The following is an 18,221-nucleotide window of genomic DNA, read 5'->3' on the forward strand; positions in this document are numbered from 1 at the left end:
CGAGGAGGGACGGCTCGCCCCGGCGGCGGGCCCGCGCGCGTGCGCGGGCCCGATTGGAGCGCCCCGCCGCGGGTAGCTCGGGGACCGTGCACCGACACGGGGAGGGAACGCACATGGTGGAAGCGATGGCACCGCCGTGGTCGCTGGGCTGGAGTATCGCGATCTTCGTCCTGGTGGCCGCGGTGACCGTGGTGGCCAGCGTCAGGATGGCCACCCTCGGGGACGTCCTCGCGGACCGCACGGGGTGGGGGGAGGCCGTCTTCGGCGCGGTCTTCTTCGGCCTGGCCACGTCCCTGTCGGGGATCGTGATGACGGCGGTGAGCGCCGCCGCGGACCAGCCGGGGCTGGCCTACAGCAACGCCGTCGGGGGGATCGCCGCCCAGACCCTCGCTCTGGCGGTGGCCGACTTCTTCCACCGCCGCGCCAACCTGGAGCACGCCGCGGCCTCGTCGGCGAACCTGCTCTTCTGCTGCCTGCTGATCGGGATGCTGTCCCTGGCCCTGATGTCCGGCTTCGGGCCCGACGTGACGGTGCTGGGGGTCCACCCGGCCTCGGTCGTCCTCGTCGCCTTCTACGCGGGCGGGCTCCGGCTGATCCACCACGAGGGAGCGCACCCGATGTGGCGCGCCGTACACACGCGGGAGACGGTGGTGGACGTCCCCGGCGCCTCCGGCGGCGCCCCGGCGCCCGGCTCCGGGGGCGGTTCCGCGGGGAGCGGGACCGTGGACGCCGTCCGCGCGGACACCCCGGCGGGCGAGGGGGCCGGGGGCACGGCCTCCCTGTGGGCGGGTTTCGCGGTGGTCGGCACCGTCGTGGCCGTGGGCGGCTGGGCCCTGGCGGAGGCGGCGGTCGTCGTCGTGGAGTCCACCGGGCTCAGCGCGGGGCTCGTCGGCGCGGTGGCGATGGGCGCGGTCAATGCCCTGCCCGAGACGGTCGCGGCGGTCGCCGCCGTCCGGCGGGGCGCCATGACGCTGGCCGTGGCGGCGATCATCGGCGGCAACAGCCTGGACGTGCTCAACCTGGCGGTGGGCGACGTCTTCTACCGCTCGGGGTCGCTGTTCCACGTCGCGGGAACCGACGAGCTCTTCCTCACCTGCGGTGCGCTGCTGATGACGGTGGTGCTCCTCGCCGGGCTCATCGTCCGCCAGGCGCGCGGATGGGGCCGGATCGGCTTCGAGGGCGTGCTGCTGATCGCCGTGTACGCGGGGATCGTCGGTGTGCTGGCCTTCTGAGGCGGGTCCGCCGGCCGCCCCGCCGCGGGGCGCGGTCCGGAGGGCGCCGGGCGGGAAACCCGCCCGGCGCCCCGCCCGCAGGAGGTAGGCGGCTGGGAGTCGGCCCCCGGAGGGGGCGCCGGGGGCCGAACTGGGGAGAGGGTCAGCGGTCCCCGGCCCTCGCCCGGGGAGGAGAACCGGTACGGCCCGCAGGCGCGCCTTCGGCTTCCATGACCCTAGGTGACCACATTCCGGGACGCACGGTGTGCGATTCCAGAAAAAAACTTCGGGAAATCCGGGAACGGCCAGGACCTCGGTCCCGGAAAACGCCCCGGCCGCTCCGATCGCCCGGGAGCCGGGCCCCGGGAGCCCGTGTTCCGATACGCACACGGAGTCGTCGTCCACCCACGGAAAACCCGTGTGCGCACGGCTCCGCCGGAAGGGCGGGGCCGTGCGCACACGGGAAGGGAGAGGGAGGCGCCGGGACCTGCTAGCCGCCGCTGTAGGAGTTGTACCTCTCGGCGCGCTCCTGGCCGGACATCGCCTGGATGGCGTCCATGACCTGGTCGGCGATCACCCTGCGGGCCTTGCCCGGAGCGAGGTGGTCGTAGCCGGAGGAGAAGTCCAGGGGTTCGCCGAAGCGGATGGTGAAGGGGCGCGGACGCGGCATGGACGCCCCCACCGGCTGCACGTCCTGGGTGCCCGACAGCGCCACCGGTACGACGGGGGCCTTGGACTCCATCGCCAGGTGCCCCACACCGGTCCGGCCCCGGTAGAGGCGCCCGTCGCGCGAGCGGGACCCCTCGGGGTAGATCACGCACGCCTCGCCCTCGCGCAGGCGGTCCAGCATCAGCTCCAGCGACATCATGGCGCCGCGGGCGTCGGAGCGCTTCACCGGCATGGCGCCCAGCGAGGAGAACACGGCCTTGGTCAGGCGGCCCTTGACGCCGGAGCCCTCGAAGTAGTCCGACTTGGCGAGGAAGCGCACCGGGCGCTGCGTGACCGACAGCGGGATGATGATGCTGTCCACGAACGACAGGTGGTTGCTGGCGAGCAGGACCGCGCCGGTGGCGGGGACGTTCTCACGGCCCAGGATGGTCGGGCGGCACAGGGTGCGCGCGAGTACCGACGCAGACTGCCTGAACGCACCATAGAGCACGTGGTCTCCCTCACGAGATTGGTCGGATGCCGGATCCAATGTAAGGGCGACCGGTCGGTAACATCGGCACCGGGTCACCCGGGTGCCCCAGGTCACCGCTTCGCGCGGCGGAGCCCGGGGACGGAGCGGCTCCGCTGCCCCGGCCCGTCAGCCGACGCGTCTCCAGTCCGCGTTGGCGCCGCACACGACCAGGCAGGGGCGCTCCCCGGGGACCCGTCCGGCGAGCCAGGCGGCGAAGGGCACCGCTGCCGCCGGTTCGGTGGCGATCCGGAACTCCTGCCACAGGCGGTCCTGCGCCTCGACGATCTCGGCGTCGTCCACGAGCGCCGGGGTCACCGGGTGGGCGCGCAGCACCTCGAACGGCACGCGGCCGAGGACGGACGCGCCCAGGGCGGAGGCGGCCACCGAGTCCACCGGGGTCTGCACCGGCCGGCCCGCCGCCAGTGCGGCGTGCAGGCTCTGGCAGCCCTCGGGCTCCACGCCCACGACCTCGCGTCCGCCCGCTCCCAGACGCACGCCGGCGGCGAGCCCGCCCCCGCCGACCGCGACCGCGATCGTGTCGCACTCGGGCGCGTCCGTGGCGATCTCCAGACCGATCGTGCCCTGGCCCGCGACGACCAGGGCGTCGTCGAAGGCGTGGAGGTAGCGCACACCCTCCGCCTCCGCGCGGGCCCTGGCGGCCTCGGCGGCCACGGCGTAGTGCTCGCCCAGCCGGACGATCTCGGCCCCGGTGGCGGCCAGTGGCGCCGCCTTGGCCTCGGGGACGGTCTCGGGCACGTACACCGTGGCGTGCACGCCCAGCAGCCGCGCGGCGGTTGCCACGCCCAGCCCGTGGTTGCCGCCGGAGGCGGTGATGACGCGCTCGGCCGGCTCCCCGCCGAGCAGCGCGTTGAGGGCCCCGCGCAGCTTGAACGCGCCCGTGAGCTGGAGGTGCTCCAGCTTCAGGGACAGCGGACGGCCGTCCACCTCGGTGTGCAGCACGGGGGTCCGTCGGGCGTAGGGCGCGATGCGCTCCGCCGCCGCGCGGACGTCGGTGGCCGTGGGCGTGCGCGCGGCGTGCGCGGTCGTGGGGCTCATGGCTCCACTCTGCCGCTACTGACGATTAACTTAAAGTTGGGTCTGCTAAAGATCAGTAAGCAGAACTTTGTGCCGGATGTTGTTTGGGGGAGGGTCGCCGTGCTGGACGCCAACCGGCTGCGCGTGCTCGTGGAGATCGCGCACGCGGGATCCATCGCCGCCGCGGCCGAGCGACTGTCGTTCACCCCGCCCGCCCTCTCCCAGCAGCTCACCAAGCTGGAGCGCGAGGTCGGCTGCGCACTGGTCGAGCGCGGACGCACGGGGGCCACCCTCACCGAGGCGGGGCGGGTGCTGCTCGCCCACGGGGAACGCGTCCTGGGCGAGCTGCGCGACGCCGAGACCGCCGTCCGCGCGTTCGCGGGGGTGGTCCCCGACCGCCTGTCCCTGGGGGCCTTCGCCAGCGCGGGCAAGGTCCTGCTGCCCGCCACCCTCGCCGCCTTCGGCCGCGAGCACCCGCACGTGCGGCTGTCCCTGTCCGACATCGAGCCGCCCGGAGGGTACGGCCTGGTCGCCTCCGGCGAGCTGGACCTGCTCGTCACGCACCGCTACCCGGGCGTGCCCCTGCCGCGGGCCGGCGGCCTGCACCGCGAACGCGTCCTCGTCGACCCGCTGCTCGCGGTCGCCCCCACCGGGCACCCCCTCGGCGACCACGACCTGGGGCTGGCGGACCTGGCCGACGAGGAGTGGATCTGCGGGGCGCCCGGGATCCACAACCGCGTCAGCCTGGACACCGCGGCGGCCGCGGCAGGGGTCCGCCTGACCGTGGCCTACGAGACCCGCGACTACGAGGTCGCCCTCGCGCTCATCGAGGCCGGGGTCGGTGTGGCGCTCGTGCCGAGCAGCATCCTGGGCGCCGCGCGCCCGGGGCTCCGGGTGAGCCGCCCCCTGCGCGACGCCCGCCTGGCCAGGGAGATCTACGCCGTCCACCGGCGGCGGCCGACCGGGCCCGTCCACGCCATGGTCACGATGCTGCGCGAGGTGGCGGACCGTGCCCTGGGGGCGACACCGGAACTCCCCTGAGGCGGGGACGGCCGTCGGCGCGCACGCGGGTGCGCGTGCGGAGCTCGCCCCCGCCCGGCCGAGCGCCTGGCCCGTCGGCGCGCACGCGTGCGTGCGAGGTCCCGCACGACGAGTGCCGCCGGCCGGGAGAGGTCCAGGGTCACCCGTGCGGGCCCCGCGCCCCGCTCCCCGGGGACCGGGTCCTCCTCCGCGCACACGGATGCCCGGGCCCGCGCCCCGTCCGCGGACGTGCGGGGCGGCCGGAGCCCGGTGCCGGGGCGGGGGTCACAGCGGCGGCGCCCCGGGCGGCAGGGGGGCGTTCCACCGGTACCGCAGCGCGAGGATCCGCACGGTGAAGCAGACCAGGGCGCCGACGACCGCGACCAGGCCCGTGCCGAACCCGGCCACGTTCGCGAGCACGACGAACGCGGCGCCGAGCATCGCCGGTATGGCGTACAGGTGCGAGTTGGCGCTGAGCACGGTCGGTACGCGGTTGAGCAGCACGTCGCGGACGGTGCCGCCGCCGACCCCGGTGATCGCGCCCAGCAGGACCGCCTGGAGCGGACCGAACCCCATCTCCTGCGCCTTGGTCGCGCCGATCACCGCGAACAGGCTCAGGCCGGCCGCGTCGAACAGCAGGATCGGCCTGGACAGGTGCGTCAGCTGGCGGCTGAGGAAGAAGGCCAGCGTGCCGCCGACGAGCGCGGTCGTGATGTAGCGCCAGTCCTGGAAGGTCGCCGGGGTCACCCCCAGCAGGACGTCGCGGATGACGCCGCCGCCGATGGCGGTGACCAGGCCGAGGGACAGCACACCGACGATGTCCACCCGGGCGGTGCGGATGGCCGTCAGGGCTCCGTCGACGGCGAACGCCAGGATGCCGACGAGGTCGAGGACGAGGAGGAGGCTCTGCGTGGACATGGGGATGCGCCGGGGAGGCGGTTCCTTCCGGATCGGACCGGGTGACGACCTGCAATTCCATCACGCCCCGGCCCGCGCACGGCCTGTTCTGGGGGTGACGCGCCGCACGCGGGCGCTCCGCCGGACCGCGCTCCCCGTGCGCGTCCGCGGACGTCCGCCGTACGCGTGCGGGCCGCCTCCGCGCCTCCCGCGCGGTCCCGGGGGCGCGAACCCGTGGAATAGCCGCGTGTCGGACCTTCCCCCCACCCCGGGCAGGGGCCACCATCGTGGTTGACCCACCGGGCTGCGGGCGGAACGAGGCACATGGAACACCTGGACGCGATCATCATCGGCATGGGACCGGGCGGCGAGACGGTCGCGAGCCGTCTGCTCGAGGCGGGCAGGCGGGTCGCCGTCATCGAGCGCGAACTCGTCGGCGGCGAGTGCGGCTACTACGCCTGTATCCCCACCAAGGTGCTGCTGCGCCCCCCGGAGGTGCGCGCGGAGGCCGCCGGCGCGGCGGGCGTCTCCCGGCCGGACCTCGACTGGCCCCGGCTGCGCGAGTACCGCGACCAAATGATCCGCCACCTCGACGACTCCGCACAGGTCCAGGGGTACCGGGACCAGGGCGCGCTGGTGTTCAAGGGCGAGGGGCGCGTGATCGGCCGCGACCCGTGGCGCGTGGCGGTGGGGGACACCGAGCTCACCGCCGACCACGTGGTCGTCGCCACCGGATCCTCGGCCGTGCGCCCGCCGATCGACGGCCTCGACGCCCTGGACGAGTCCGTGGTGTGGACCAACCGGGAGGCCACCACCCTCACGGAGATCCCCCGCAGCGCCCTCGTGGTCGGCGGCAGCGCCGTCGGCGTCGAACTGGGGCAGTTCCTGTCCCGGATGGGCGCCGCGGTGACGGTCGTCCAGCGCGGGCCCCGTCTGGTGAACCGCGAGGAACCGCGGCTGTGCGAGCTGATCGGCGACCAGTTCGCCCGCGACGGCATCTCCGTGCACCTGGGGGCCCAGGTCGCCTCGGTGTCCAGGGACGGCGACGGCGTGCTGGCCACCCTCGACAACGGCGAGCGCGTCCGCGCCGACGTGGTGGTGCTCGCCACCGGGCGACGGCCCCGGACCGACGGCCTCGGGCTGGAGGAGGCCGGCGTGCGGACGGAACGGAGCGGCCTGCCGGTGGACGAGCGTTGTCGGGCGGAGCCGGGCCTGTGGGGCATCGGCGACGCGACCGGGGTGTCGATGTTCACCCACGTGGCCAAGTACCAGGGGCGCGTCGTCGCCGACAACATCCTGGGCACGGAGCGCACCGCCGACTACACGGCGGTCCCCCGCGTGATCTTCTCCGAGCCCGAGATCGCGGCGGTGGGGCTCACCGCCGGGCAGGCGGTGGAGCGCGGGATCGACGCGGTCACCGCCGAGGCCGACCTGCCCGAGTCCCTGGCCCGGCCCTGGACCTACGGGACCGACCCGCGCGGCACGCTCGGGCTGGTCGCCGACCGCGGGCGCGGGGTCCTGGTCGGCGCGTGGGCGTTCGGGCCGATGGCATCGGAGTGGATCCACACCGCCGCGCTGGCGATCCGGGCAGGGATCCCGGTGGCGACCCTGCTCGACTCCGTCCCCCAGTTCCCGACCTTCAACGAGGCCTACCTGATCGCGCTGGAGAAGCTGGAGGCGTAGCGGCCGGACCGGGACCGCGGCGTCAGCCGGAGGAGGCCAGGGTGGCCTCCTCCTCGGCCTCCACGCTGCGGTTCCACTCGGCCTTGGAGGCCTGCCAGCCGTCCTCGTCGCGGCCCAGGCGCCAGTAGCCGGAGATGGACAGGCTCTCCTTGGCCAGCCCGTACTCGACGCGCAGGAGGCGGCGCAGGTCGCGGACGAAGCCCGCCTCACCGTGCACGAACGCGTGCACGGCGCCCTCGGGGAGGTCGAGCGCGCGCACGGCCGGGACCAGGAGGGACCCGACGGGCCGGTCTCCGCGGTGCAGCCAGTGCACGTGGACGTCGTCGTGGGCGTCGAGCTTGTGCTCCTCCTCGGGCCCCTGGACCTCGACGAACACGTGCGCGGTGCGGCCGACCGGAAGCCGCTCCACGGAGGCGGCGATGGCGGGAAGGGCGCTCTCGTCCCCGGCCAGCAGGTGCCAGTCGGCGCCGGGGTCGGGGGAGTAGCCGCCGCCCGGCCCCAGCATGCACAGCCGGTCGCCGTGCGAGGCGCCCGCCGCCCAGGCACCGGCCAGGCCGGAGCTGCCGTGGTGGACGAAGTCGATGGTCAGCCGACGGGAGTCGGGGTCCCAGGCGCGCACGGTGTAGGTGCGGGTGACCGGCCACTCCTCGCGGGGGCGCTCGGCGCGGATCCGGTCCACGTCGAGGGGTTCCGGGTCGCCTGGGGCGGGCGGCGGGAACAGGAGCTTGACGTAGCTGTCGGTGTGGCCCCCGGTCGCGAACGAGGAGAGTCCGTCACCGCCGAACACGACCCGGACCATGTGCGGCGTCAGCTGCTCGACCGACTCCACCCGTCCCGTGTGGACGGTCCTCTTCGGACGTTCCCGCCGCTCTGCCATGGTGTCCCCGTTCTCGCGTCGTGGGTTAGGTAAGCCTAACCACCTCACACGGTAGGGCACCCTGCGCCAACAGGGCAAACCGCCGCGAACCACAGGGCCGGTCCGGGGCCGGGGCGGAGCCTCACGGACGTTCCCGCGCGGGGGCCGGGGGAAGTGTGAACGCCCCGTCACGCGTCCCCCGGCACCGCCCGCGCGGGCTCGAGGGCCGGCCCCTACGCCGCGTCGGTGCGGTCCCTGCCGCGGTCGGCGCCCCCGTCCGGGGCGGGCCGGGTGAACGCCCCGTGCAGCTCGCGGTCCCCGTCCGCCGCACCGGCCCGCAGTGCGGCCAACCAGGCCGCTCCGCCCTCCGTGCACCCGGCCGCGACGACCTCCGACCCGGCGGTGCCCATCGTCAGCTTGCGGGTGAGCGCCGACCGCACCGGTTCCGAATGCGCGAGCACGCCGCCCGCCAGCACCACGGGCAGGCACTCGCCGGGGTTGCGCACCTGGTGCACCGAGTGCGCCAGGTGTCCGGCGGCGGCGTCCACGATCACCTCGGCCGCAGGGTCGCCCAGCGCGTACGCCTCGCTGACCAGCGGCGCGAGTGCGGCGAGTGCGATCGGGGGCGCCGCGGTCAGGGTCCGGGCGAAGTTCCTGGCGTGCTCCTGGGGTATGTGGGACTCCCCGTCCACCGGCCTCTGGCCGGGGATGACACGTTTGGCCACCGCCCGGGCCAGCGGGCTGAGGTCGCCGCCCCGGGACAGCTGACGCGCCGTCTCCTTGGCCGCGTGGTGCCCGATCCAGAACGCCGAGCCGTCGTCGCCGATCAGCCACCCCATGCCGTCCGCGGACCGGGTCCGTCGGCGGTCGTCGATCCGGGTGGCGATCGCCCCGGTCCCGGCGATCAGCACCGTGCCGTGCGCGGACGGGGTCCCGGCGGCGAAGGCCACCTCGTCGTCCCCGGTGAAGACACCCCGGCCGACGGCCGGCCCGGCCTCGTGCAGGGCGCGCTCCATCCGCGCGCGCACGCCCGGGTCGCGGAGCGCGGAGACTCCGGCCAGGCCCACCACCACCGCGGCCACCGCGTCGCGCGCCCCCCGCCCGGCCTGGTCCAGGGCCCCCGCGACCGCCTCGGCGAGCCGGTCGGCGGCCGTGTCGGCGCCGTGCGCGTTGGGGTTGGCTCCCCCGGACCGGGCCCGGCCCAGGCGCTCGCCGGACAGGGTGGCGACCAGTGCGCGGGTGGCGGTGCCGCCCGCGTCCACCCCCACCACGAGTCTGCGCCGACCGTCGCGGGGCGGGTGGTCGGACGGGGTCCTGAGGGGAGGGGTCGTACGTTTCACACGGTAGGAGTGCCCCCTGGGGCGGCGGGTTACTCCTCGGTCCCGCGCCTGTGGACGACGGCCGCGGGACGGAGGTCGCGCGCGACCTCCGGCGCCGCGACGGCCTCCTCCTCCTCGCGGCCCCGGAGGGGCGCGGGCCGCGGGGGAGCGGTCGGGTCGGCGAGGTGCACCCGCCCCCGGCGACCGGGGCCGGTCGCCGGGGGACGATCGCGCCGACACGCGGAAAACCACTGGCGCCGCGCCGGGCGCGACTGAGAGGGTCGGCCCATGGCAGGCGCTCACCACCCCGTTCCCCCTCGCAACGACGACCTGGGATGGGCCGTGCGCACAAGCACGGAGCAGGAGTACCCCGAGTTCGCGGCGGTCTTCTCGGAGGCCATCGGCCTGCCGGTGGAGAGGCTCCTCCGCGAGGAGCGGGACTTCCCCAGCGCGGAGTACGACCGCGCCCTGGTCGCCCTGGACGGTGAGCGGATCGTCGGCACCACCATGGCGTACTCGCTCACCCTCACCGTGCCCGGCGGGCCCCGCGCGGTCGCGGGGGTCACCGCCGTGGGCGTGTGGCCCACGTACCGGCGCAGGGGCGTGCTCAGCGCGCTGATGCGGCGCCAGCTGGCCGACGTCCGCGAGCGCGGCGAGAAGCTCGCGGTCCTCTGGTCCTCGGAGGGCACGATCTACGGCCGCTTCGGCTACGGCCCGGCCGTCCGGCAGTTCGAGGCCTCCGTCCAGCTCGCCCACGCCGCGCTGCGGCCCGGGGCCCCGCGCGACCCGGCCCTCACCGTCGACCTCACCGAACCCGGGCACGTCCGCGGCGAGATCGAGGAGCTGCACCGCCGGACGGCCTCCGCCCGCAACGGCCACATCCTCCGGAAGCCCGGCTGGTGGGGATGGCTCCTGCACGACGAGGAGCGGGACCGCCGGGGCGCCGGGCCGCTGCGCGCCGCCGTCGTGCGCGGCCCCGACGGGGCCGAGGGCTACGCCCTCTACCGCGTCCTGCACAAGTGGGAGGACCGCCTCCCCACGGGGGAGGTCCGCGTCCGGGAGGCCGTCGCGGCCACGGCCCGGGCCGGGGTCGCCCTGTACGACCACCTGTTCTCCAGGGACCTGGTCTCCTCGGCGCACCTGGACAACCTCGCCGAGGACGACATCCTCACCGTGCTGCTGGCCGACCCGCGCCGACTGGCGCGCCGGGAGTTCGACTCCCTGTGGGTACGCCTGGTGGACCTTCCCGGCGCCCTGGCCGAACGCTCCTACGCCACGCCCCTGGACACCGTCCTGGAGGTCACCGACCGGTTCGCCCCCTGGAACGCCGGGCGCTGGCGGCTCAGGGCCGGCGGCGGGGAAGCCCGCGCCGACGCGGCCGACGCGGCCCCCGACCTGACCCTGGACGTGTCCCACCTGGGCGCCGTGTACCTGGGGGGCGGTTCCCTGACCGCCTTCGTGGACGCGGGCCTGGCCGTCGAGCACGCGCCGGGGGCGGCCGCCCGCCTGGACACCGCGCTGCACGTGCCCCGCGCACCCCTGTGCACCACGGACTTCTGACCGACCGCGAAGACACGAAGAACGGTAGCAACGGCATGACGAAGAACCCCGAGACCGAGAGACCCGCGTGGACCGTGCGCGGCTCCGACCGGGACGAGTTCCCCGAGGTGCTCAGGGTCGTGGGCGAGGCCCTCCTCGCGGGCGACGACCCGGACACGATGGCGGAGCGCGCCTTCCCCCTGCACGACGCCGTCGGGTACGACCGCGTCCTCGTCGCGGTCGACGGGGAGGGGGACGCGGAGGAGGTCGTGGGCGCCACCAACCACTTCCCCTTCGAGATGGCGCTGCCCGGCGGGCCCCGCGCGGTCGCGGGGGTCACCGCCGTGGGCGTGTGGCCCACGTACCGGCGCAGGGGCGTGCTCAGCGCGCTGATGCGCCGGCAGCTGGCCGACATCCGCGCCTCCGGCGGCAGGTACGCGGCCCTGTGGGCCTCGGAGGGGGCCATCTACGGCCGCTTCGGCTACGGCCCGGCCGCGACCGAGATGGAGACGGCCGTCCAGCGCCAGTACGGCGTGCTGCGCCCGGAGGCGCCCCGGGACCCCGCCCTGCGGGTCCGGCTCGCCGACCCCGTCCGGGTCCGCGACGACCTCGCGCTCGTGCACCGCGAGGTGGCGGCGGCCCAGGTCGGCCAGTTCCAGCGCGGGAGCCACTGGTGGGACAGGTTCTTGCGGGACAAGCCCGACTCCCGCGACGGTAAGAGCCCGAGGCTGGCCGCCGTCGTGAGCGGGCCGGACGGCCCCCTGGGATACGCCCTCTACCGCACCCTGAACAAGTGGTCGGGTGACGGGGCCCGTGGCGAGGTGCACGTCGAGGAGGTCCTGGCGACCGCCCCCGCCGCCTGGACGGCCCTGTTCGAGCACCTGTTCAACCGCGACCTGACGAGCAGGGTCAGGTTCGGCTTCCTGGCGGAGGACAACCCCCTGCGCCACCTGGTCGTGGACAGGGACCGCGTCGTCCCCACGCTCTACACGTCCCTGTGGATGCGGCTGGTGGACGTGCCGGGGGCGCTCGCCGAGCGCTCCTACGCGGCACCGGTGGAGGCGGTGGTGGAGGTCGCCGACCGCCACGCGCCGTGGAACGCCGGGCGGTGGAGGATCGGCGCCGACCGCGGGGGAGCCCGGGTGGAGGCCGTACAGGACGCCCCGGACGTCTCCCTGGACGTGTCGCACCTGGGCGCCGCCTACCTGGGGCAGACCTCCCTGGAGGGGTACCTGCGCGCGGGCCTGCTCACCGAGCACACCCCCGGCGCCGTGGCCGGCCTGGACGCGGCCCTGCACCGGGCGGACGCCCCGTTCTGCGGCCGCATCTTCTGACCGTCGCCCGCCGCGGGCCGGTCCGCTCCCGCCACGGGCAGCGGACCGGCCAGCAGGGCCCCCTCCCGCCGCTCCGACGGGCACGGGACACGGCGTGCCCCGCCCCGGGGCTCCACGGCCCGCCCCGGCGGACCGTCCCGGGACCCGCCGCGCGTGGGCGCGTGTCCGCGCCCCCGGAGCGGGATACTGGTCGCCGCGGCGGCGCCGCCCGGCCCTCCGGACGGCCGGGGACCGCGGTGCGGGCGGCGCGGCGCGTGAGCAGAGACCGTAGCGGCAGGAACACGTGACACGGATGTAACCGTCACCTGTAACGCTTCCGTGCACGCCTTCGGACCCGCCTCCGGCCCGCCGGGGGCGCCCACCCATCGACGACAGGGAGACACACTCTGATGACCGATACGATCCAGGCGATCCTGGACGCCGTCGTTTCCTTCGTGTGGGGACCGTTCTTCCTGATACCCCTGCTCCTGATCGTGGGCGTCTACCTCACCATCAGGCTGGGCGGGCTCCAGTTCCGCGTGCTCGGGCACGCGCTGTGGCTGGCGCTGATCCGCCGCACCGAGGGCGGCCAGGCCAAGGGCGACATCTCCCACTACCAGGCGCTCAGCACCGCCCTCGCGGCCACCGTCGGCGTCGGCAACATCGCGGGCGTGGCCCTGGCGATCGGCGTCGGAGGCCCCGGAGCCCTCTTCTGGATGTGGGTCACCGGCGTCCTGGGCATGGCCACCAAGTACAGCGAGGCCCTGCTCGGCGTGAAGTACCGCCGCCCCGACTCCAAGGGCGAGATGAGCGGCGGCCCGATGTTCTACCTGCGCCACGGGTTCGCCGAGAAGTTCGGCCCCGGCAGCGGAGGGGCGAGACTCGGCCTGGTGCTCGGCACCCTGTTCGCGCTCTTCGGCGCCGTGGCCTCCTTCGGCATCGGCAACATGACGCAGGCCAACGCCGTCGCGGGCCAGCTCGACTCGACCTTCGGCGTGCCGACCTGGCTCTCCGGGATCGTCATGGTCGTGCTGGTCGCCGCGGTCATCCTCGGCGGCATCAAGAGCATCGGCCGCTTCGCCGCCGGCGTCGTGCCGTTCATGATCATCGCCTACGTCCTGGCCGCCCTCGTGGTCCTGGCCGTCTACGTCACCGAGATCCCGGCGGCCATCGCCCTGATCTTCACCGACGCCTTCACCGGCACCTCCGCGGTCGGAGGGTTCCTGGGCTCGGCGTTCATCCTCGCGATGCAGCAGGGCATGGCGCGCGGCATGTTCTCGAACGAGTCGGGTCTGGGCACCGGCGGCATCGCCGCCGCCGCGGCCAAGACCGCGCACCCGGTCCGCCAGGCGATGGTCTCCATGACCCAGACCTTCATCGACACCATCATCGTCGTGACGATGACGGGCCTGGTCATCATCGTCACCGGCGCCTGGCACGCCGAGGCGGACACGGGCGACGGCGCCCTGATGACCAACTGGGCCATGAGCGAGGCCCTGGGCTCCATCTCGCCGGGGCTGGCCCCGGTCGGCGGCGCCATCGTGGCGATCAGCCTGATGTTCTTCGCCTTCACCACGCTGGTCGGCTGGTCCTACTACGGTGAGCGCTGCCTGGACTACCTGGTCGGCCGCAAGGCGGTCATCCCGTTCCGCATCGTGTTCGTCCTCGTCGTGTACGTCGGCGCCACGACCGACCTCAGCATCGCCTGGGCGTTCAGCGACGCGGCCAACGGCCTGATGGCGGTCCCCAACCTCATCGGCCTGCTGGTGCTCAGCGGGGTCATCGTCGCGGAGACCAAGAAGTACTTCTCGGACCCGGACTGGAAGAAACCCGACCTGGTGGACGCCCGTCAGCAGTGACGGGGGCGCCGGAGCGGATCCGGACGGGGTGAACGGGGGCGCGGTCGAGACCGCGCCCCCGTTCCGTGTTCCGGGGAGTCTGGGGCCACGGCTCCGCAGGGAAGGGCGCCGTGCGGGGGCCGGCCCCGCGTCCCGCACGGCGACGGGCCGCATGGATGCCGTGAGGATTCACCACCGGTTCCGCATGGAAGCCGTTAGGAACGGCATCGGCGCAGTTCCAGGGGTTTTGTATGGGTTTCAGGCCTTCGAGGCCCGTGCCCCGGACAGAGGGGCACACCCTTCACCCCAGGGAGTCGCCCCGTGCTCGACGTTGTCTACGTGCTCACCGCGCTCGCCGCTTTCGCGCTGGTCGGCGTGATCGGCCGGGGGGTCGCGAAGCTGTGATCGCCTTCGACCTCCTCGCGGCCGCGCTCGCGGCGGCCGCGGTCGCCTACCTCGTGTACGCCCTCGTCAAACCGGAGCGGTTCTGATGGCCGTCCTCCTCGCGGTCCTCCCCGCCGCCGCCGTCGCGCTGGTCCTCGCCCTGCTGTACCGGCCCCTCGGCGAGTACATGGCGCGCGTCTTCACCTCCCCCCGCGACCTCGCGGTCGAGCGGGGCTTCTACCGGCTCATCGGAGTGGACCCGGCGTCCGGGCAGTCGTGGCAGGCGTACCTGCGCGGGGTGCTCGCCTTCTCCGCGGTCGGCCTGCTGTTCCTGTACCTGCTCCAGCGGCTCCAGGCGTTCCTGCCCCTCTCCCTCGGGCTGCCGCCCGTCCCCGAGGGGCTCGCGTTCAGCACCGCGGCGTCGTTCGTGACGAACACCAACTGGCAGTCGTACTCGCCGGAAGCGACCGTGGGCCACCTCGTGCAGTTCGGCGGGCTGGCCGTCCAGAACTTCGTCTCGGCCGCCGCGGGCCTCGCGGTCGCCGTCGCCCTGGTCCGCGGACTGGCGCGCCGCCGGTCGGGCACGATCGGCAACTTCTGGGTCGACCTCACCCGTGGAACGCTGCGCATCCTCCTGCCGATCTCCCTGGTCGCGGCCGTGGTCCTGATCGCGGGCGGTGTCGTCCAGAACCTCGGCGGCCCCACCGAGGTCCGGACCCTGGCCGGCGCGACGCAGACGATCCCCGGCGGAACGGCGGCCTCCCAGGAGGCGGTCAAGCTCCTGGGCACGAACGGCGGCGGTTACTTCAACGCGAACTCCGCGCACCCGTTCGAGAACCCCTCGCCGTGGACCAACCTGTTCGAGATCGTCCTCATGCTGGCGATCCCGTTCTCGCTGCCGCGCACCTTCGGCCGGATGGTCGGCGACCACCGGCAGGGCTACGCCGTCCTCGCCGCCATGGCGGCGATCTTCGTGGTCTCCCTCACCGCCCTCACCGCCCTGGAGCTGAACGGCGCCGGAGCGGCGCCCGAGGCCGCCGGAGCGGCGCTGGAGGGCAAGGAGCAACGGTTCGGCGTCATCGCCTCCGCCCTGTTCGGCTCGGCGAGCACCCTGACCTCGACCGGCGCGGTCAACTCGATGTTCGACTCCTACACCGCCCTCGGCGGCATGGTGCCGATGGTCAACATGATGCTCGGCGAGGTCGCGCCCGGCGGTGTCGGCTCCGGCCTCTACGGGATGCTGGTGCTCGCCCTCCTGGCCGTCTTCGTCGGGGGCCTCCTGGTCGGCCGCACCCCGGAGTACCTCGGCAAGAGGATCGGTCCGCGCGAGATCAAGCTCGCCAGCCTGTACATCCTCGTCTCCCCGACCCTGGTCCTCGCGGGGACGGCGCTCAGCTTCGCCGTGCCCGCCGTCCGCGCCGGCGTGGAGGCGACGTCGATCCTCAACCCCGGCCTCCACGGCCTGTCCGAGGTGCTGTACGCGTTCACGTCGGCGTCCAACAACAACGGCTCGGCCTTCGCCGGGCTGACCGCGGACACGCCCTGGTTCAACACCGCGCTGGGCATCGCCATGCTGCTGGGACGGTTCGTCCCGATCGTGTTCGTCCTCGCCCTGGCCGGCGCACTCGCGGCCCAGGACAAGGCGCCCGCGACCGGCGGCACCCTGCCCACCCACAGACCGCAGTTCGTCGGCCTGCTGATCGGCGTCACCGTCGTGGTGACCGCCCTGACCTACTTCCCCGTGCTCGCGCTGGGCCCCCTGGCGGAAGGACTGTAACCGACCATGACCACGACATCCCGCACACCCGTCGCCGAGGCGCCGCCGAGCGCCGACCCCGCGACCGGAGACCGCCGCAGGGCGTTCGGACCGGCCCAGGTCGCCGCCGCGCTCCCCGGGGCGCTGCGCAAGCTCGACCCGCGGATCATGTACCGCAACCCCGTCATGTTCGTCGTCGAGGTCGGGGCCGCGCTCACCACGGCCATGGCGGTCGCCGAACCGTTTTTCGGAGGCCCCGAGGCGTCCGGGGGCTCGCCGATCCCGGCGGGCTTCACCTGGGCGATCGCCGGCTGCCTCTGGCTGACCGTGGTCTTCGCCAACCTGGCCGAGTCCGTGGCCGAGGGCAGGGGCAGGGCCCAGGCCGACAGCCTGCGCAGGACCCGGACCAGCACCGCGGCGAACCTGGTGGTCGGCTACGACCCGGAGGCCGACCCCTCCGCGGAGGACACCGGGACACGCCCCGTCTCCTCGGCCGATCTCAGCCCCGGGGACGTCGTGGCCGTCTCGGCGGGAGAACCGGTCCCCGGCGACGGCGACATCGTCTGGGGCATCGCCTCGGTGGACGAGTCGGCGATCACCGGGGAGTCCGCGCCCGTGGTGCGCGAGTCCGGCGGCGACCGCAGCGCCGTCACCGGCGGCACCCGCGTGCTCTCGGACCGGATCGTCGTCCGCATCACGTCCAGGCCGGGGGAGACCTTCGTCGACAGGATGATCGCCCTGGTCGAGGGTGCCGAGCGGCAGAAGACCCCCAACGAGATCGCGCTCAACATCCTGTTGGCGAGCTTGTCGGTCGTCTTCGTGGTCGTCGCCCTCACCCTGCACCCGATCGCCTCCTACGCCGGGGCGCCGGTCAGCGTCCCCGTCCTGGTCGCGCTGCTCGTGTGCCTGATCCCCACCACCATCGGCGCCCTGCTGTCCGCCATCGGCATCGCCGGCATGGACCGCCTCGTGCAGCACAACGTGCTGGCCATGTCCGGCCGCGCCGTCGAGGCCGCCGGCGACGTGACCACCCTGCTGCTGGACAAGACCGGCACCATCACCCACGGCAACCGGCGGGCCAGCGAGTTCGTGCCCCTGGAGGGCGTGCGGAAGCCGGACCTGGTCAGCTCCGCGGCGCTGGCCTCCCTGGCTGACCCCACCCCCGAGGGCACCTCCGTGGTGGAACTCGCCCGCGCCGAGGGGGTGGTGGTGGACGCCGCGTCACCCGGCGAGGTCGTCCCCTTCACCGCCCAGACCCGGATGAGCGGTGTCGACCTGCCCGACGGCACCCTGATCCGCAAGGGCGCGGGCTCGGCGGTGCTCGCCTGGGTCCGGGAGACGGGCCCCGTGGGCCCCGTCGTCCGCACGGAGCTGGAGGACCGGGTCGGACGGATCTCCGACAGCGGGGGCACACCGCTGGTCGTGGCGGTGCGCAGGCCCTCGGGACACACCGCCGTACTGGGCGTGATCCACCTCAAGGACGTGGTCAAGGAGGGCATCGCCGAACGCTTCGCGCAACTCCGCGAGATGGGCATCCGCACCGTGATGGTCACCGGGGACAACCCCCTGACGGCGAAGGCGATCGCCGCCGAGGCCGGGGTGGACGACTTCCTCGCCGAGGCCACCCCGGAGCAGAAACTCGCCCTCATCCGCAGGGAGCAGCAGGGGGGCGGGCTCGTCGCGATGACCGGGGACGGCACCAACGACGCCCCCGCGCTGGCCCAGGCCGACGTCGGCGTGGCGATGAACACCGGCACCTCGGCGGCCAAGGAGGCCGGGAACATGGTGGACCTGGACTCGGACCCCACCAAGCTCATCGACGTGGTCCGTATCGGCAAGCAGCTGCTCATCACCCGGGGGGCGCTGACCACGTTCTCCGTCGCCAACGACATCGCCAAGTACTTCGCGGTCATCCCGGCCATGTTCGCCGGGGTCTTCCCCGGTCTGGGCGCGCTGAACGTCATGGGCCTGGCCTCTCCCGCGTCCGCGATCATGTCGGCGATCGTCTTCAACGCCGTGATCATCGTGGTCCTCATCCCGCTCGCGCTGCGCGGTGTCCGGTACCGGCCCCTGCGCGCGCCGCAGATCCTCAGCCGCAACCTGCTCGTCTACGGGCTCGGCGGAGTGGCGGCCCCCTTCGCCGGCATCAAACTCATCGACCTCGCCGTCAGCCTTCTTCCCGGTTTCTGA

General features: G+C 74.2%; 14 protein-coding genes. 9 read left to right on the plus strand and 5 right to left on the minus strand.

From position 1 onward, the window contains the following. The first annotated feature begins 113 nt into the window (after positions 1-113). Positions 114-1,232, plus strand: a complete 1,119-nt coding sequence (locus ACFQBR_RS03150; RefSeq protein WP_267944589.1) for a sodium:calcium antiporter — start codon at positions 114-116, stop codon at positions 1,230-1,232. A gap of 469 nt (positions 1,233-1,701) precedes the next feature. Here ACFQBR_RS03150 and ACFQBR_RS03155 read toward each other — a convergent pair whose 3' ends face one another. Then, entirely contained in the window at positions 1,702-2,370 is a 669-nt protein-coding gene (locus ACFQBR_RS03155; protein WP_267944588.1) for a lysophospholipid acyltransferase family protein, read from the minus strand. A gap of 147 nt (positions 2,371-2,517) precedes the next feature. Further along, the gene (locus ACFQBR_RS03160; RefSeq protein WP_344176029.1) at positions 2,518-3,447 is read right to left on the minus strand and encodes a threonine/serine dehydratase; all 930 of its coding nucleotides are present in this window, start codon (positions 3,445-3,447) and stop codon (positions 2,518-2,520) included. A 99-nt stretch (positions 3,448-3,546) separates the two neighbouring features. Between ACFQBR_RS03160 and ACFQBR_RS03165 the strand changes: the two genes are divergently transcribed. Beyond that, positions 3,547-4,467, plus strand: coding sequence for a LysR substrate-binding domain-containing protein (locus tag ACFQBR_RS03165; protein WP_267944586.1), 921 nt, complete (start codon positions 3,547-3,549; stop codon positions 4,465-4,467). A 264-nt stretch (positions 4,468-4,731) separates the two neighbouring features. Here the strand turns inward: ACFQBR_RS03165 and ACFQBR_RS03170 are convergent, their stop codons facing one another. Next, positions 4,732-5,364, minus strand: coding sequence for a trimeric intracellular cation channel family protein (locus ACFQBR_RS03170; protein ID WP_330159290.1), 633 nt, complete (start codon positions 5,362-5,364; stop codon positions 4,732-4,734). A gap of 303 nt (positions 5,365-5,667) precedes the next feature. Between ACFQBR_RS03170 and ACFQBR_RS03175 the strand changes: the two genes are divergently transcribed. Further along, the gene (locus tag ACFQBR_RS03175) at positions 5,668-7,026 is read left to right on the plus strand and encodes a dihydrolipoyl dehydrogenase family protein (protein ID WP_344176032.1); all 1,359 of its coding nucleotides are present in this window, start codon (positions 5,668-5,670) and stop codon (positions 7,024-7,026) included. A gap of 22 nt (positions 7,027-7,048) precedes the next feature. Here ACFQBR_RS03175 and ACFQBR_RS03180 read toward each other — a convergent pair whose 3' ends face one another. Then, positions 7,049-7,903 (minus strand): siderophore-interacting protein, encoded by an 855-nt coding sequence (locus tag ACFQBR_RS03180; RefSeq protein WP_267944583.1) that lies wholly within the window; start codon positions 7,901-7,903, stop codon positions 7,049-7,051. Positions 7,904-8,115: 212 nt separating this feature from the next. Further along, positions 8,116-9,144, minus strand: coding sequence for an N-acetylglucosamine kinase (locus ACFQBR_RS03185; RefSeq protein ID WP_352985352.1), 1,029 nt, complete (start codon positions 9,142-9,144; stop codon positions 8,116-8,118). 345 nt (positions 9,145-9,489) lie between these two features. Between ACFQBR_RS03185 and ACFQBR_RS03190 the strand changes: the two genes are divergently transcribed. The 6 genes from ACFQBR_RS03190 (at position 9,490) to kdpB (ending at position 18,221) form a co-directional block, all read left to right on the plus strand. Next, positions 9,490-10,761 (plus strand): GNAT family N-acetyltransferase, encoded by a 1,272-nt coding sequence (locus ACFQBR_RS03190; protein WP_352985274.1) that lies wholly within the window; start codon positions 9,490-9,492, stop codon positions 10,759-10,761. Positions 10,762-10,796: 35 nt separating this feature from the next. Beyond that, positions 10,797-12,074: a GNAT family N-acetyltransferase gene (locus ACFQBR_RS03195; protein ID WP_267944581.1), complete on the plus strand. Its 1,278-nt coding sequence runs from the start codon at positions 10,797-10,799 to the stop codon at positions 12,072-12,074. 389 nt (positions 12,075-12,463) lie between these two features. Next, entirely contained in the window at positions 12,464-13,912 is a 1,449-nt protein-coding gene (locus ACFQBR_RS03200; RefSeq protein WP_267944580.1) for an alanine/glycine:cation symporter family protein, read from the plus strand. Between the two features lie 380 nt (positions 13,913-14,292). Beyond that, the gene (locus ACFQBR_RS03205) at positions 14,293-14,382 is read left to right on the plus strand and encodes a potassium-transporting ATPase subunit F (RefSeq protein WP_267944579.1); all 90 of its coding nucleotides are present in this window, start codon (positions 14,293-14,295) and stop codon (positions 14,380-14,382) included. Beyond that, on the plus strand, positions 14,382-16,052 hold the full coding sequence (gene kdpA, locus ACFQBR_RS03210) for a potassium-transporting ATPase subunit KdpA (RefSeq protein ID WP_267944578.1): 1,671 nt from the start codon (positions 14,382-14,384) through the stop codon (positions 16,050-16,052). The genes ACFQBR_RS03205 and kdpA overlap by 1 nt, the downstream gene beginning before the upstream one ends. 6 nt (positions 16,053-16,058) lie before the next feature. Then, positions 16,059-18,221, plus strand: coding sequence for a potassium-transporting ATPase subunit KdpB (gene kdpB / locus ACFQBR_RS03215; RefSeq protein ID WP_344176039.1), 2,163 nt, complete (start codon positions 16,059-16,061; stop codon positions 18,219-18,221).

Source organism: Nocardiopsis tropica, from assembly GCF_042660575.1.
Lineage (GTDB): Bacteria > Actinomycetota > Actinomycetes > Streptosporangiales > Streptosporangiaceae > Nocardiopsis > Nocardiopsis tropica.

Bases quoted from the DNA above. Each gene is read 5' to 3' on its own strand.
- ACFQBR_RS03175 (WP_344176032.1), top strand. From the start codon at position 5,668: ATGGAACACCTGGACGCGATCATCATCGGCATGGGACCGGGCGGCGAG.
- ACFQBR_RS03195 (WP_267944581.1), top strand. From the start codon at position 10,797: ATGACGAAGAACCCCGAGACCGAGAGACCCGCGTGGACCGTGCGCGGC.
- ACFQBR_RS03190 (WP_352985274.1), top strand. From the start codon at position 9,490: ATGGCAGGCGCTCACCACCCCGTTCCCCCTCGCAACGACGACCTGGGA.
- kdpB (WP_344176039.1), top strand. From the start codon at position 16,059: ATGACCACGACATCCCGCACACCCGTCGCCGAGGCGCCGCCGAGCGCC.
- ACFQBR_RS03200 (WP_267944580.1), top strand. From the start codon at position 12,464: ATGACCGATACGATCCAGGCGATCCTGGACGCCGTCGTTTCCTTCGTG.
- ACFQBR_RS03150 (WP_267944589.1), top strand. From the start codon at position 114: ATGGTGGAAGCGATGGCACCGCCGTGGTCGCTGGGCTGGAGTATCGCG.
- kdpA (WP_267944578.1), top strand. From the start codon at position 14,382: ATGGCCGTCCTCCTCGCGGTCCTCCCCGCCGCCGCCGTCGCGCTGGTC.
- ACFQBR_RS03180 (WP_267944583.1), bottom strand. From the start codon at position 7,903: ATGGCAGAGCGGCGGGAACGTCCGAAGAGGACCGTCCACACGGGACGG.
- ACFQBR_RS03160 (WP_344176029.1), bottom strand. From the start codon at position 3,447: ATGAGCCCCACGACCGCGCACGCCGCGCGCACGCCCACGGCCACCGAC.
- ACFQBR_RS03170 (WP_330159290.1), bottom strand. From the start codon at position 5,364: ATGTCCACGCAGAGCCTCCTCCTCGTCCTCGACCTCGTCGGCATCCTG.